Below are 15,191 nucleotides of genomic sequence, written 5' to 3' on the forward strand. Positions count from 1 at the left end.
TCGTTATGCTGTATGTGCATACAGTATAACGGGGAAGCCATCTAGGGCAATGGCCCCAGTTAAAGTCCGGTTTTCGAGAGGGCGGTGTGGTTATATGTAATATATATTGCGATTCGTTAGGTAACCCCAAGGCCATCCTGATCTTCACCGCCTTCCTGCCGCAGTTCGTCTCGGTCGGTAGCAGCACCCCGGTGAGTGAGCAGTTCCTTTGGCTGGGTGCGTTGTTCCTGCTGCTGGAATGGGCGGCCATTGCCATCTACTCAGGCCTGGGCGCCTACATGCAGCGCTGGTTCAGCCAGCCCGGCCCACGCCGGATGTTCAACCGGGTCAGCGCGTCCTTGCTGGGTTGCGCGGGCCTTGGTCTGTTGGCTGCGCGCCGCTAGAACTGCCAGCGCACGCCCAGGTTGACGCCGCTGGCTTCCTGCTGGCGGCTGTCCAGGTTGGCGGTGTACTGCACGCCGCCATGCAGGCTCAGCGCTTCGTTGACCTGCGCTACCACACCGCTTTCCAGTTGCACTGAGGTATAGCGGTAATCGGTCTTGATCTTGTCTGCGTCATCGAAGCTCAAGGTGTCGCGCCCACCGTCGCCGTGCCACAGGTTGACCTGCGCATAGGGCTGCAACAGGCGCCCGCTGCTTCCCGTGAACGCACCCTCCAGGCGCAGGCCCAGGCGGCCGGTCAGCTCGACCTGGGCGTCATGACTGATGCGCGAGACGCTGTCGCTGGCGCTGTCCAGCGCGACCTTTTGCGCAATCAGCTGAGCTTGCGGTTCCACGCGCCAGCGCTCGGACAGGGTGATGGGGTAGCCCGATTCCAGTGAAGCTGTCCAGGCGTGGCCGTCGACGTTCAGCGTGTCGCCACGATCGGAGCGGGCGCGGCCATCCAGGCGGGTGTATTGCAACACCGCGTCCAGGTACGCGCCCTGTGGCCCGACCAGCGTCCAGTAGGTGCCCACGCTGTCGCCATCGAGCTTCAGGTCGCCCACGCTGCGGTCGTGAACGGCCAGGGCAAACCCTTTGACGTCGGCGTCCAGGCGGCTATGGCTTACGTAGATACCAACATGCTGGCGGTAACCGTTGTCGCCAACCTTGGCATACAGGTCCTGGCCCACCTTGAAACCGTACAGGTCGCCGTCCAGGCTCGGGCTGACCGTGCCGCTCCATTGCTGGCGCAGCGTGCCGCCGTAGGCTTGCCCCCAGCTGGCGGGCATGGCGCTTTCACCCTGCAGTAACAGCTGGTCGCCCTGGCGTTGGTGGAAGGTGCCCAGTGCCTGACGGGCGATGATCGCGGCACCCCGCGGCGCTGCGGCATAAACCGGGACCTCGGGGCGGTACAGCGGCAGGCTCTGGCCCTGCACCGGCGCAGGCAGCTCGGCCTGGCCGGGCGCTGGCGCAGCGACGGGCGGAGTGACGGCCGGGGCGATCACGGGTGGCTCGCCCGGTGCCGGCACAGGGGGCTGAGCGGGTGGCGCAACCAGCGTCGAGCGCAGGTACCAGCTGTTTTCACTGCCGGCAGTGACGCCCCCTTTGAACAGCCGATAGTCGTAGGCACCGGCCGATAGCGTCTGGGTCTGCACAAAGGCGGTGGCCGTGCTGGTGGCGCCGTCACGGGCTTCGACCACCTGGATGCCGTTCTGCGCAGTCGCCGCACCTGCGCCGTTGAGGTTGTTGATGAGCACCTGGGTAGAGCCGGCGATGGCGCCGCGGCTGATCACCAGGCGATCGGAAGCAGCGCCATCGCCGGCCAGCACGCTGTTCAGGCGCAGGGTGCCGTTGTGGCCGGTGTAATCGCCCTCGATGCGCAAGCGGCCCATGGCATCATTGCCGGCTGTGAGGTCAAGTGTACCTGCGTTGCTGACCGAGGTGCGCTGGCCTGGGACAAACGCGGTGATCACCCCTTGGCGTGAAGTGATGCTGCTGCTGGCGTCGAGGGTGAGGCTGCCCGTGCCGCTGTTGCTATCGCCCAGTACCAGCGTGTCATCCAGTGCCAGCCGGCTGCCGTTGTTCAGCGCCACGCGTTCCCAGTTCACATAGTGGGCACCGCCTGCCGGCTGGCTGGCATCGAACGTCAGGCTGTCGTTACCTTCGCCGCCGTCCAACGTGATACTCAGCACCTCGGGCGTAAGGCCTTTGAGCAGTGCCGTGTCATCACCAGGGCCGGCATCCACGCGCCCGACAATACGGCCTCCGTCCCAGGTGAAGCGGTCGTTGCCAGAGCTCAGCAACACATCGCCGCCAACCTGGCCACCGTGCACCAGCACCTGGTCGTCGCTACCGCTGACGCTTATGTTGCCGCCGATGTTGCCATCGAAGACTTCGATGTAGTCCTTGTCGAAGGCTGTGATGACGTTCCGGTCGACGTTGCCGCCACGCATGATGAAGGTGTTCTCGTCCAGCCGCATGTTGACGTTGCCGATACGCCCGTCGTCCATTTCGGCATAGTCGCCGCTGTCGAACGTGCCCTTGATCCAGCCGCCGCTCATGTGAAAGGTGTCCAGGCCATCACCCTGGTTGAGGTTGCCTTCGATGACGCCGCCGCTCATGACGAAGTCATCGATGCCAGCGCCTTGGTTGACGTTTCCGCCGACGCTGCCAGAGGCCATGTCGATGCTGTCTCTGCCGGCGCCGAAGGTTACGTCGCCGGTAATGGCGCCGCTACCGGATGCCGGGAATACCAGGCGGTTATCGCCGCTGGTGTCCACCAGCGAGGGCGCAGTGCCGCTGTCACAGGTGTAGGTGTCGTTACCCGGGCCGGGTGAGAAGGTACAAGCCGCGTGTGCAGCGGGCGAGGCCATGCCCAGCAGCGGGAGCGAACCCAGGGTCAGCATCAGGCGTAGACGCATCAGGAAATCCTCCATTCTCCAGGGAGACCTGCGCACCACGCGTGGTGCACAGGGTTACCGGGGTTGTATAGAGGAGTGCGTCACGACCACAACTGGCAAAAATGTCAGGTGGCAAAGGGCTAGCGCGTTAGTCGCGGTAGAACGTTTGCACCAGGTGGTAGCCGAATTTGCTCTTGATCGGCCCGTGTACCACACGCAAAGGCTTCTTGAAGATTACCTGGTCGATGGCGCCGACCATCTGCCCGGGGCGAATTTCGCCCAGGTCACCACCGCGCTTGCCCGATGGGCAAAGAGAGCACTTTTTCGCGAGCACGTCGAAAGCCTCGCCGTTGGCGATGCGCTGCTTGAGCTTTTCGGCTTCGTCAGCGGTCTTGACCAGTATGTGGCGGGCTTGGGCTTTCATGGGCTACCTGTGCATCGGGGAAAAAGGCGGCATTATGCCTGATTGAATCCCGTTGAAGCGATCGCGCCCAACTGGCCGCGATGAATGTCAGCTCTTCAGCTCAGCGCGATCGCGAAACTGCTCCAGCGCTTCCGGGTTGGCCAGGGCATCGGTGTTTTTCACCGGCAACCCATGCACCACATCGCGAATCGCCAGTTCCACCAGCTTGCCACTGATGGTGCGCGGTATGTCGCTGACCTGGGCGATCACCGCCGGCACATGGCGGGGCGTGGTGTACTGGCGTATCACCTGGCGGATGTGCTGGCGCAGGGCTTCATCCAGCTGCAGGCCGTCGTGCAGGCGCACGAACAGCACCACCCGCACATCCCCGTTCCAGTCTTGGCCGATGGCCACGCTTTCCACAACCTGTTCGACCTTTTCCACCTGGCGGTAGATCTCCGCCGTGCCAATGCGCACACCGCCCGGGTTGAGCACGGCGTCGGAGCGACCGTGGATCACCATGCCCCCGCTGGCACGCTGCTCGGCGTAGTCGCCTTGGGCCCACACCCCCGGAAACTGACTGAAGTAAGCATCGTGGTAACGGCGACCGTCCGGGTCGTTCCAGAAATCGAGTGGCATCGAGGGGAAGTTGCGCGTGCACACCAGCTCGCCTTTTTCGTCCACCACAGGCTGACCCTGCTCGTTCCACACCTCCACCGCCATACCCAGGCCCTTGCACTGGATTTCGCCACGACGCACAGGCAGGGTCGGGTTGCCCAGCACGAAGCAGGAGACAATATCCGTACCGCCCGACATGGACACGAGCCACAGGTCGGCCTTGATCTTGTCGTACACATAGTCATAGCTGTGTGGTGACAGCGGCGAACCGGTGGACAGCAGCAGCCGCAGGCTGGTCAGGCAGTGGCTGGTGGCAGGTTCCAGGCCTGCCTGCTCCAGTGCCGCCAGGTACTTGGCGCTGGTACCGAAAGCGTGGATACCCTCGGCCTCTATCAGGTCCAGAAGGCGCCCGGGGCCTGGGTGGAACGGCGAGCCGTCGTACAGCACCAGCGTGGCACCCACCGCCAGGCCGCTGGCCAGCCAGTTCCACATCATCCAGCCGCAGGTGGTGTAGTAGAACAGCACGTCATCGGCCTTCAGGTCGTTGTGCAGGCCGTGTTCCTTGAGGTGTTGCAACAGCACACCTCCGGCGCGATGGACAATGCACTTGGGCACGCCGGTGGTGCCACTGGAATAGAGGATGTACAGCGGGTGGTCGAACGGCAGCGGAGTGAAACGGGGCTCGCCGCCGGGCTGGAAGAAGTCATCCCACAGGCTGACGTTGGCTGCCTGGAATTCGTCGGCACGCGTGCCTTTGCGGGTGTGGGGCACCACGATAAGCTGCTCCAGGCCCGGCAACTGCGCACACACCTGGTTGACCTTGGTCACCTGATCGATGGCCTTGCCAGCATACTCGTAACCGGCGCAGACGATCAGCAGCTTGGGTTCGATCTGGCCGAAGCGGTCGATGATGCCATGCACGCCGAACTCGGGCGAAGAGGTAGACCAGACCGCGCCAAGGCTGGTGCAGGCGAGCATGGCCACCAGTGTTTGCCAGGTATTGGGCATGATGGCAGCTACCCGGTCGCCCGGGACGATACCTGCAGCCTTGAATGCCGTTTGCAGCCCGGCCACCTGTGCGGCCAGTTCGGCATGGGTGAACACTTCGCGTTGGCCGTCTTCGCGTACGGCGACCACGGCCGGGCGGTCGTCACGGCGGCGCAGCAGGTGTTCGGCAAAGTTCAGGGTGGCATTGACGAACCACTGTGCATCGGGCATTTGCGGCCCTTCGCTGAGCACCTGGCTGGGCGGGGTATGCCAATGCACGTGGAAGTACTCGGCAAGGGTTTGCCAGAAGGCGGGCCGCTGTTCGATGCTCCAGGCGTGCAGGGCCTGGTAGTCGTTGAGTTGCAGGTTGTAGCGCAGGTTGACCCGGCGGCGGAAGGCATCCATCCGGCTGGCCTCGATCTGCGTTGTGGACGGGCGCCAGAGCACATCGTTCATGCCGAATCTCCTTTACCGGAACAAAGCAGGCTCAGGGCAGGATCAGCCTTGTGTTGCGAAGAGGCTGACCCTGCCGAGAAAGCGGTCCTGCTTACTCTACTTTAGCCTTCTGCACATCCTGCGATGCCGCCCACACGCGGTAGCGCACTTCGACATCCTTGGGCACATACACCACCACCGGCAGCTTGCTGTTGTAGCGCAGCAGGAAGCCATCGCCGACCACCGGCACGAAGGCCTCGGTCTTCTTGCCGTCCGGGCAGGCCATCAGCGTGCTGGCCGGGCCGCTGACGTTGTCCAGGCGGTAGTAATTGTAGCCCCAGCCTTCCAGGGTGCGTGCTTCAAGGTTGCCGCCCAGGCGCTGACGATTGCAGTCGACCTGCAGCGTCTTGCCAGCGAGGATTTCCAGTTTATAAGCCGACTCGTCGGCCTGTGCCGGCAGGTGGATAACCTGCCGGGTAAAGCCTTTTTCCGCCTCGGGGTAGGGCGCGATGTCCTTCAGGCTGGCGGCCATCGCAGGTGCGGCGGCGGCCAGGCTCAGGGCCAGAATCGCGGTCATTGGGGTAGGGCGCATAAGGCCTCCTTGCTGATAAACGAATGCGGGACCGTCGCCAGGCCCAGGCCGCCCGTCACTGGGCCAACCAGCCACCATCGACGTTCCAGGCGGCGCCGCGAACCTGGCTACCGGCCTCGCTGCACAGGAAGAGTACCAGCTCACCGAGGTGTTCGGGGGTGACGAAGGCCAGCGACGGTTGCTTTTCTGCCAGCAGATCGTGCTGCGCTTGCAGCCGATCGCCACCCTTGGCCGCACGATCGTCGATCTGCTTTTGCACCAGCGGTGTCAGCACCCAGCCCGGGCATATGGCATTGCAGGTGACATGACTGGTGGCGGTTTCCAGGCCGACCACCTTGGTCAGGCCGACCACACCATGCTTGGCTGCCACGTAGGCTGCCTTGCCCATCGAGCCGACCAGGCCATGCACCGAAGCGATATTGATGATGCGCCCCCAGTTGCGCGTGCGCATGCCCGGCAGCGCCAGGCGTGTGCCATGGAATACGGCCGACAGGTTCAGGGCGATGATCTTGTCCCAGCTTTCTGGCGGGAACTGCTCAACCGGTGCCACATGCTGGATACCGGCGTTGTTGACCAGAATGTCGACGCCACCGAACTCACGTTCGGCCAGGTTGAACAAGGCCTCGATCTGGATCACATCCGACAGGTCGGCCGGGTGATGCACAACCTTCACCCCGTGCCGGGCGATTTCCGCCATGGCGGGGCCCGGGTCGCCAAAGCCGTTGAGCACGATGTTGGCGCCAGCCCGGGCCAATACCTGGGCGATGCCCAGGCCAATGCCGCTGGTGGAACCGGTGACGAGTGCAGTTTTGCCTTCAAGGGTCATGCCATGCTCCTTAGACGATGCCAGTGGCGTAGAACGTGGCGATGACCACGAACACCGCCAGGGTCTTGATCAGGGTAATACCAAAAATGTCCTTGTAGGCCTCGCGGTGGGTGAGGCCTGTCACCGCCAGCAAGGTGATCACCGCGCCGTTGTGCGGCAGGGTGTCCATGCCGCCGCTGGCCATGGCGGCTACCCGGTGTAGCACTTCCAGCGGGATGTCGGCCGCGTGGGCGGCGGCAATGAAGGTGTCGCCCATGGCCGCCAGGGCGATGCTCATGCCGCCCGAAGCGGAGCCGGTGATGCCGGCCAGCAAGGTCACGGTGATGGCTTCGTTCACCAAGGGGTTGGGGATGCCGCGCAGGGCATCGGCCAGCACCAGAAAACCCGGCAGCGAGGCGATTACCGCGCCAAAGCCGTATTCCGAAGCGGTGTTCATGGCTGCCAGCAAGGCGCCACCCACCGCGCTTCTGGTGCCTTCGGCCAGGCGCGTGCGAATGGTGCCAAAGGCACACACCAGGACCATAAGGATGCCCACCAGCAATGCTGCCTGCACTGCCCAGATGGCTGTTAGTTTGGCCACGTCGCTTTGTACCGGCGCACTCATGCCTGGCAGTTGCAGGCTGTGACTGGGGCCGTACCATTGCGGTATCCAGTGGGTGAACACCAGGTTCATCACCCCCACCAGTATCAGCGGCGACAGCGCCAGCCAGGGGTTGGGCAGGCTCAGGTCGGCAGCGGTTTCCGGTTCGTTGCGCAAGTCGGTGCCATAACCTTCACCGGCGCGCAGGGCCTTGTTGCGCTGGCGCTGCAGGTAGGCCATGCCGGTAAAGAACACGAACAGCGTGCCGATCAGGCCCAGCCACGGCGCGGCCCAGGCGGTGGTGTTGAAGAAGGTGCTGGGGATGATGTTCTGGATCTGTGGGGTGCCGGGCAAGGCGTCCATGGTGAACGAGAATGCGCCCAGGGCGATGGTGGCCGGGATCAGGCGTTTGGGGATGTTGCTCTGACGGAACATTTCGGCGGCGAACGGGTACACCGCGAACACCACCACGAACAGCGAAACACCGCCGTAAGTGAGCAGGGCACAGACCAGTACGATGACCAGCATCGCCTGGCGGGTGCCGAGCAGGCGGATGGCCGCGGCGACGATCGAGCGGGAGAAGCCGGACAGCTCGATCAGCTTGCCGAACACCGCCCCCAGCAGGAATACCGGGAAGTACAGTTTGATGAAACCGACCATTTTCTCCATGAACACCCCCGTGAACGCAGGGGCGACGGCAGCAGGGTCGGTGAGCAGGACAGCGCCGAGGGCGGCGATGGGGGCGAAGAGGATCACGCTGTAACCGCGGTAGGCGGCCAGCATCAGCAAGGCCAGAGCGGCGAGTGCGATGAGCACGGTCATCGGGGTGGGTCTCCTGGGTGAGTCTTGTTTTTATCGTTGAACAGGAGATAGCGGGAATCGTGCCAAGTATGTAACTGGCTGATTTGTAAGGGTTAAAGGGTTTTGTTAGAAGTCTATGTCTACATTCAGAGACGCCAGGGGCTGCTTTACAGCCCATCGCTGGCTTGCCTGTGATCAAGGGCGGGCCCTCGCTGTAATCTCAAAATAGAAACAAAAGTCTCCAATTAGAGACCGAGTGCCGCCATCTTCTTGTACAGCGTCGACCGCCCCAGCCCTAAGGCTGCTGCTGCCTCTGGCACTTTTCCTCCCTGTTCGGCCAGCGCCCCGGCAATCAGGTCGCGTTCAAAGGCCTCGCACGCGTCACGGTAGCTCTGCCGCACGGGCGCTTCAGCCAGCGGGCTCAATGGCCCCAATGCCGCACGCAGGTCCGCAACCCCCAACCGGGGCTGATCCGCCAGCAGGGTCGCGCGCTCCAGCACATTGCGCAGCTCGCGAATGTTCCCCGGCCACGCATGCCTGGCCAGCAGTTGCTGCGCTTCAGCTTCCAGCTCGTATTGGCTGCCCAGCTCAGCCAATATGGCCTCGCACAGCGCGGGCAGGTCCTCCAGCCGTTGCCGCAACGGCGGAACATCGATCGGCAGCACGTTCAGCCGGTAGTACAGGTCGGCGCGGAAGGCCCCGCGGGCCATGGCAGCCTGCAGGTCGATGGAGGTGGCGGCAATGATGCGCACATCGCTGCGCAGCATCTGGTTCGACCCGACCGGTTCGTATTCCTTTTCCTGCAGCACCCGCAGCAGTTTGCTCTGCAGGGCCAGCGGCATGTCGCCGATCTCGTCGAGGAACAGCGTGCCGCCTTCGGCCAGTTGCAGCTTGCCGCTACGGCCTTTGCGGTCGGCGCCGGTAAAAGCACCCGGCGCGGTGCCGAAGAATTCGGCTTCCAGCAGCGTCTCCGGGATGGCTGCGCTGTTGATGCTGACAAAAGCTTTGTGTGCCCGTGCTGACGCTGCGTGAATGGCGTGGGCCAGCAGCTCCTTGCCAGTGCCGGTTTCGCCCAGCAGCAATACGGGTGAATCGCTGCCGGCGCCACGCCGGGCGCGTCGCTTGGCTTCCAGGCTGGGCGCGCTGCTGCCTACGAACTGGGCGAAGCTGTACTTGGCCTGGCGGGCGCGCAGTTGCGAGCGGGTCGAGGCCAGTTCCTGCTGCATGCTGGAATAGCGTTTGAGCAGCGGCGACAGGCTGCGCAGTTCGTCGAACAGGGCAAAGCCGATGGCGCCGATCAGCGTGCCCTGGTCGTCGTGGATGGGCAGGCGCATGACCACCAATGGCTCGTTCGGCGTGTCGAGCATGTCCAGCAGGATGGGGCGGCCATTGCTCACCACGTCGCGCATCAGGCTCCCAGGGATCACCGTTTCGCAGGGTTGGCCGATGGCACTGGCAGCGTCGGCCAGGCCAAAGCGTCGGGCATAGCGTTCGTTCATCCAGACGATGCGTGCCTGGCGGTCGACGATCACCGTGCCTTCGCTGGACTGTTCGATGATCTCGAACAGCGAGCGGATCGCCAGTTGCCGTACCTGGGGGTAGTCCTTGAGGCTGTTGCTGTCGTGCATGGGTGAACATCCTGAATCATGTATTGGCACAAGCCCGCGAAAAGGCCTGGCCTGAAAACTCATCGTCGGGGGTCAAACGCCTCACGCAAGGCATCCCCGATAAACACCAGCAGTGACAGGATCACCGCCAGCGCAAAGAACGCGGTAAAGCCCAACCACGGCGCCTCCAGGTGCTGCTTGCCCTGGGTCACCAGCTCGCCCAGCGAGGCGCTGCCCGCTGGCATGCCAAAGCCCAGAAAGTCCAGCGCGGTCAGTGTGGTGATCGCCCCGGTCAGCATGAACGGCACATAGGTCAGCGTGGCATTCATGGCATTGGGCAAGATATGCCGCAACATTACCTGACTGTCCGGTAATCCCAACGCCCGCGCTGCCTTTACATACTCCAGGTTGCGCCCACGCAGGAATTCGGCGCGCACGACGTCGACCAGGGTCAACCAGGAGAACAGCGCCATGATCCCCAGCAGCCACCAGAAATCCGGTACGACGAAACCGCTGAGGATGATCAACAGATACAACACTGGCAACCCCGACCATACCTCCAGCAAGCGCTGGCCGAACAGGTCGACCCAGCCCCCGTGGTAGCCTTGCAGGGCGCCCGCCGCCACGCCAATGAGCACACTGACCACGGTCAGGGCAAAGGCGAACAGCAGCGATACCCGCGTGCCATAAAGCACCCGCGCCAGCACGTCACGCCCTTGGTCGTCGGTGCCTAGCCAGTTGCTGGCACTGGGCGGGCTGGGGGTGGGCACCTGCAGGTCGTAATTAGGTGTGTCGGCACTGAACGGGATTGGTGCGAACAGCATCCAGCCACCCTGTTCCGCGATCAGTTGGCGCACATAGGCACTGCGGTAGTCGGGCTGAAACGGCAGTTGCCCGCCGAACTGCTGCTCGGTATAGCGTTTGAGCGCCGGCACGTACACATTGCCCTTGTAGCCCAGCAGCAGTGGCTTGTCGTTGGCCACCAGTTCGGCGCAAAGGCTCAGCAGCAGAAGGCCGGCAAACAACCACAGCGACACCCAGCCCAGGCGGTGGCGGCGAAAACGTTGCAGGCGACGACGCGACAGGGGCGATAGCATCAGTGCGCCCTCGTATCGAAGTCGATGCGCGGGTCGAGCAGGGTGTAAGACAGGTCACCGAGCAGGCGAATCAGCAGGCCCGCCAGGGTGAAGATGAACAGCGTGCCGAACACCACCGGGTAATCCCGCGACACCGCGGCCTCATAGCTCATGCGGCCCAGGCCATCGAGCGAGAAGATCACCTCGATCAGTAACGAGCCGGCAAAAAACACGGTGATCAGCGCCTGTGGCAGCCCGGCCACCACCAGCAGCATGGCGTTGCGCAACACGTGGCCATACAGCACGCGGCGTTCGCTGAGGCCCTTGGCCCGCGCAGTGACCACGTATTGGCGGGAAACCTCGTCGAGGAAGGCATTCTTGGTCAGCAACGTGAGGGTGGCGAACCCACCGATCACCAGGGCCGCAACCGGCAGCACCAGGTGCCAGAAGTAGTCGGCGACCTTGCCCAGCAGGCTGAGCTCGTCGAAATTGTCCGAGACCAGGCCGCGCACCGGGAACCAGTTGAGCGAAGTGCCGCCGGCAAACAGGACGATCAGCAGCAATGCGAACAGGAACGAAGGCAGGGCGTAACCGATCACGATCAACGCGCTGCTCCAGGCATCGAAGCGGCTGCCGTGGCGCATCGCCTTGCGGATGCCCAGCGGGATAGACACCAGGTAGGTGATCAACGTGGCCCAGAAGCCCAGCGACAGGGTGACCGGCAACTTGTCGAGAATCAGGTCGGTGACTTTGGCGCCGCGGAAGAAGCTGTTGCCAAAGTCCAGCCGGGCATATTGGCCGAGCATCAACCAAAGCCGCTCGGGGGCGGATTTGTCGAAGCCATACTGGCGCCTGATCTCTTCGATCAGTTTCGGGTCCAGGCCGCGTGTGGCCCGGGATTCGCCATGGACCACTTCAGTTCGCGCGCCGGGTGCGCCGCCACCGATGCCCTGCAGGCGCGCCACGGCTTGCTCCACCGGCCCACCCGGCGCGGCCTGGACGATGGCGAAATTGACCAGCAGGATTGCCAGCAGCGTCGGGATGATCAGCAACAGACGGCGCAGGATATAAGCGGTCATGGCGAGGCCTTCTGGCGTTCGGCCATCTGCGCGTTGGTCAGCGGGGTAGGGCTTACCTCCCACCAGGTGTCCAGGCCCTCGTCATAGGTGGCCTGGACCTTGGGCAGGCCGAAGCGGTTCCACCAGACGGTGGAGCTGCCCGGTGGGTAATAGTTGGGTATCCAGTAGTAATTCCACTGCAGCACGCGGTCCAGGGCATGGGCGTGGCGCAGCATGTCGGCCTGGGTGTCGGCGCGGACCAGGCCGTCGATCAGGTGGTCTACGGCCGGGTCCTGCAGGACCATCAGGTTGTTCGAGCCGGGGTCGTGAGCGGCCGCCGAGCCAAAGTAGTTGTACAACTCGGCGCCCGGTGACAGGGTGACCGGGTAGCCGGTGACGATCATGTCGTAATCGCGCGCCATCAGCCGGTTGACGTACTGGGCCGAGTCGACGTTGCGGATGTTCAGGCTCACGCCGATCTGGGCCAGGTTGCGCTTCCACGGCAGCAGCAGGCGTTCAAGGCCGGCCTGGCCATTGAGGAACGTGAACGCCAGCGGCGTGCCCTGGCTATCGACCAGGCGGTCGCCTTCGGGGTGCCAGCCGGCTTGTTCGAGCAGGGCCAGGGCCTGCAACTGCTGTTGACGGATGATCCCCGAGCCGTCGGTGACCGGGGCGGTGAACACCGTGGTGAACACTTCATCTGGCACTTGGCCGCGCAAGGGGGCGAGCAGCTTCAACTCACCCGCATCCGGCAACTGGCGAGCGGCCAAAGGGGTATTGGAGAACACGCTTTGCTGGCGGATGTACAGGTTGCGCATCATCTGCCGGTTGCTCCACTCGAAGTCCCATAACATACCCAGCGCCTGTCGCACACGGCGGTCCTTGAACTGCGGCTGGTCGAGGTTGAACACAAAACCCTGAGCCACTTGCGGTTTGGCCGGGCCCAGGTGGGCGCGCTGCAGGCGGCCGTCGTCCAGTTGCGCACCTTTGTAGCCCAAGGTGTAGGCCGTGGCGGAGAACTCACGGTTGTAATCGTAGCCACCGCCTTTGAGTACCTGGCGCGCCACTTCGGTGTCGCCGAAGTACTCGATGCGCAGCTTGTCGAAATTGTAGCGGCCACGGCTGGCCGGCAGGTCACGTGCCCACCATGTCGGGTCGCGTTCGAAGGTGATGCTGCGGCCGTTTTCGATGCGCCCGATTCGGTATGGCCCGCTGCCAACCGGCTTGTCGAAGCCGGCACCGTTGGCAAAGTCGCGGTGCTGCCAGTCGTGCTCGGGCATTACCGGCAGGCTGGCGAGGTCCAGCGCCAGGGTGCGGCCGTGCTCGGGCTTCAGGTCGAATCGCACGCTGTGCAGGCTTTCTACGGTCACGCCGGCCACGTCGGCGAACTGGGTACGGTACTTCAGGCTGCCCTTGCTCATCAGCAGTTCGAAGGTGAAACGCACGTCTTTGGCGCGCACCGGCTTGCCATCGGCGAAGGTGGCGCGTGGGTCGATGTCGAAACGCAGCCACTCATCATTGGGGCCGCGCTCCATGCGCCGGGCGATCAGGCCGTAAACGGTATAGGGTTCATCGTAAGAGCGTACCGCCAGTGGCGCGTACAGCAGGCCATCGACTTCGCTGACACCGATGCCTTTGTCGATGTAGGGGAGGATGTGGTCGAACTGGCCGATCTCGATGGCCGAGCGGCGCAAGATGCCGCCCTTGGGGGCGGAGGGGTTTACATAGTCGAAATGCCGGAAGCTGGCGGCGTAGCGGGGGTCTTCACCGTAGACCGTGAGGGCGTGGGTGGGAGCGGCCTGGACCGTAAAGCCCATGCACGAAAATACAAGCCCCCACAATACTTGTGGGAGCGGGTTTACCCGCGAATGCGTCGGAGCAGGCAACGAGGTTGTCTGGTCTGGCCTCTTCGCGGGTAAACCCGCTCCCACAGGGGGGCTGATCACCGGGAGGGGTGAATCAGTCCTGGCGGCTGGTCACTTCCAGCAGGTGGTAGCCGAACTGGGTCTTCACCGGGCCTTGCACGGTGTTGACCGGGGCGCTGAAGACCACAGTGTCGAATTCCTTTACCATCTGGCCTGGGCCGAACGAGCCCAGGTCACCGCCCTGACGGCTGGACGGGCAGGTGGAGTTGGCTTTGGCGATTTCAGCGAAGTCGGCGCCTGCTTCGATCTGGGCTTTGAGTTCGTTGCACTTGTCTTCGCTGCTGACCAGAATGTGGCGGGCGGTTGCACGGGCCATGGGTACTGCTCCTTGGGGGTAAAAAGGCAAGCCTAGCGCACTTGTCCGGGGTATGTCTCGCCAGGCTTACAACCTTCGGCCTACAGTTTTTGTGCCGCCTCACGCAACAGGGTTTCGGTCGAGGCCCAGCCCAGGCAGCCGTCGGTAATCGACACACCGTATTTCAGCGTGCCCTTGCCCAGCGCCTGGCAGCCATCGAACAAGTGCCCTTCGATCATGACGCCGACCAGCGAACGGTCGCCGGCCAGGCGCTGTTCCAGCACATCATTGAAGACCGCTGGCTGGCGCGCCGGGTCCTTGCCGCTGTTGGCGTGGCTGCAATCGACCATGATCCGTGCCTGCAGACCGGCCTTGGCCAACGCCTGACGGGCCATGGCGATGCTGTTGGCATCGTGGTTCGGGCCTTTGTGGCCGCCACGCAGTACAAGGTGTGTGTCCGGGTTGCCCAAGGTCTCGATGATCGCCGGGTGGCCCTGTGCATCCATACCGAAGTGGCGGTGGGGGTGGGCAGCGCTGCGCATGGCGTCGCTGGCGATGGCGATGCCGCCGTCCGTACCGTTCTTGAAGCCGACCGGCAGTTCCAGGCCACTGACCATTTCGCGGTGGATTTGCGATTCGGTGGTGCGAGCGCCAATCGCGGCCCAGGCCAACAGGTCGTCGAAGTAGCCGGCGGCCATCGGTTGCAGCAACTCGGTAGCGATTGGCAGGCCGCGTTCGATCATGCTCAGCATCAGCCCGCGAGACAAGGCGATACCCGAGTGCATGTCGTCACTGCCATCGAGGTGCGGGTCGTAGGCCAGGCCTTTCCAGCCCACTGTAGTACGCGGTTTTTCGACGTAGGCGCGCATCACCAGTAGCAGCTTGTCGTTGACTTCGCGGCCAAGGGCGGCCAGGCGGTCGGCGTATTCCAGGGCCGAGCGCGGGTCATGAATCGAGCAGGGGCCGACGATGACCAGCAGGCGCGGGTCGCGGCCTTCGAGGATGTTGCGGATGGCCTGGCGATGGGCCTGGACTTGCTGGGCCAGTTCGCTGGGCAGTGGCATCTGTTGCTTGAGCAGGTGCGGGCTGGGCAGGCGTTTGCTGACAGTGGTGTTGGCCGCTTGCGGCTGGGTCAGGGGCAGGGCGAGGCTGGAAGCGTGCATGGCG

At 63.7% G+C, this 15,191-nt stretch carries 12 protein-coding genes and 1 pseudogene; 1 reads left to right on the forward strand and 12 read right to left on the reverse strand.

Annotated features, from left to right (window positions below):
* Window positions 1-119: 119 nt before the first annotated feature.
* Window positions 120-383: pseudogene (locus tag FQ668_RS14580) on the forward strand (LysE family transporter); the annotation flags it as partial.
* Here FQ668_RS14580 and FQ668_RS14585 read toward each other — a convergent pair.
* From FQ668_RS14585 to FQ668_RS14640, 12 genes are all read right to left on the reverse strand, one after another.
* Window positions 380-2,857, reverse strand: coding sequence for an autotransporter outer membrane beta-barrel domain-containing protein (locus FQ668_RS14585; RefSeq protein WP_019438469.1), 2,478 nt, complete (start codon window positions 2,855-2,857; stop codon window positions 380-382). The pseudogene FQ668_RS14580 and the gene FQ668_RS14585 sit on opposite strands and share 4 nt — an antisense overlap.
* Window positions 2,858-2,969: 112 nt before the next feature.
* Window positions 2,970-3,245 (reverse strand): peptidylprolyl isomerase, encoded by a 276-nt coding sequence (locus FQ668_RS14590; protein ID WP_004576651.1) that lies wholly within the window; start codon window positions 3,243-3,245, stop codon window positions 2,970-2,972.
* Between the two features lie 87 nt (window positions 3,246-3,332).
* Window positions 3,333-5,285 carry an acetoacetate--CoA ligase gene (locus FQ668_RS14595; RefSeq protein WP_019438468.1) on the reverse strand — a complete coding sequence of 651 codons (1,953 nt, stop codon included), beginning with the start codon at window positions 5,283-5,285 and terminating at the stop codon, window positions 3,333-3,335.
* Window positions 5,286-5,376: 91 nt separating this feature from the next.
* Window positions 5,377-5,856 carry a serine protease inhibitor ecotin gene (gene eco, locus FQ668_RS14600; protein ID WP_014591074.1) on the reverse strand — a complete coding sequence of 160 codons (480 nt, stop codon included), beginning with the start codon at window positions 5,854-5,856 and terminating at the stop codon, window positions 5,377-5,379.
* Window positions 5,857-5,911: 55 nt separating this feature from the next.
* The gene (gene hbdH, locus FQ668_RS14605) at window positions 5,912-6,682 is read right to left on the reverse strand and encodes a 3-hydroxybutyrate dehydrogenase (RefSeq protein WP_019438467.1); all 771 of its coding nucleotides are present in this window, start codon (window positions 6,680-6,682) and stop codon (window positions 5,912-5,914) included.
* Between the two features lie 10 nt (window positions 6,683-6,692).
* Window positions 6,693-8,084: a GntP family permease gene (locus FQ668_RS14610; RefSeq protein ID WP_014591072.1), complete on the reverse strand. Its 1,392-nt coding sequence runs from the start codon at window positions 8,082-8,084 to the stop codon at window positions 6,693-6,695.
* A 224-nt stretch (window positions 8,085-8,308) separates the two neighbouring features.
* The gene (locus FQ668_RS14615) at window positions 8,309-9,691 is read right to left on the reverse strand and encodes a sigma-54-dependent Fis family transcriptional regulator (protein WP_019438466.1); all 1,383 of its coding nucleotides are present in this window, start codon (window positions 9,689-9,691) and stop codon (window positions 8,309-8,311) included.
* 59 nt (window positions 9,692-9,750) lie between these two features.
* Window positions 9,751-10,767 (reverse strand): ABC transporter permease, encoded by a 1,017-nt coding sequence (locus tag FQ668_RS14620; protein WP_144180383.1) that lies wholly within the window; start codon window positions 10,765-10,767, stop codon window positions 9,751-9,753.
* Window positions 10,767-11,825 (reverse strand): microcin C ABC transporter permease YejB, encoded by a 1,059-nt coding sequence (locus FQ668_RS14625; protein WP_014591070.1) that lies wholly within the window; start codon window positions 11,823-11,825, stop codon window positions 10,767-10,769. Before FQ668_RS14625 ends, FQ668_RS14620 begins: the two co-directional genes overlap by 1 nt.
* A complete protein-coding gene (locus FQ668_RS14630; RefSeq protein WP_026031934.1) occupies window positions 11,822-13,621 on the reverse strand; it encodes an extracellular solute-binding protein in 1,800 nt (599 codons plus the stop codon). The genes FQ668_RS14625 and FQ668_RS14630 overlap by 4 nt, the downstream gene beginning before the upstream one ends.
* 142 nt (window positions 13,622-13,763) lie before the next feature.
* Window positions 13,764-14,045 (reverse strand): peptidylprolyl isomerase, encoded by a 282-nt coding sequence (locus FQ668_RS14635; RefSeq protein WP_003248318.1) that lies wholly within the window; start codon window positions 14,043-14,045, stop codon window positions 13,764-13,766.
* Between the two features lie 80 nt (window positions 14,046-14,125).
* Window positions 14,126-15,187 carry a 3-deoxy-7-phosphoheptulonate synthase gene (locus FQ668_RS14640; RefSeq protein WP_014591068.1) on the reverse strand — a complete coding sequence of 354 codons (1,062 nt, stop codon included), beginning with the start codon at window positions 15,185-15,187 and terminating at the stop codon, window positions 14,126-14,128.
* Between the last annotated feature and the right edge of the window lie 4 nt (window positions 15,188-15,191).

This window comes from Pseudomonas sp. Kh14 (assembly GCF_900291005.1).
GTDB lineage: Bacteria > Pseudomonadota > Gammaproteobacteria > Pseudomonadales > Pseudomonadaceae > Aquipseudomonas > Aquipseudomonas alloputida.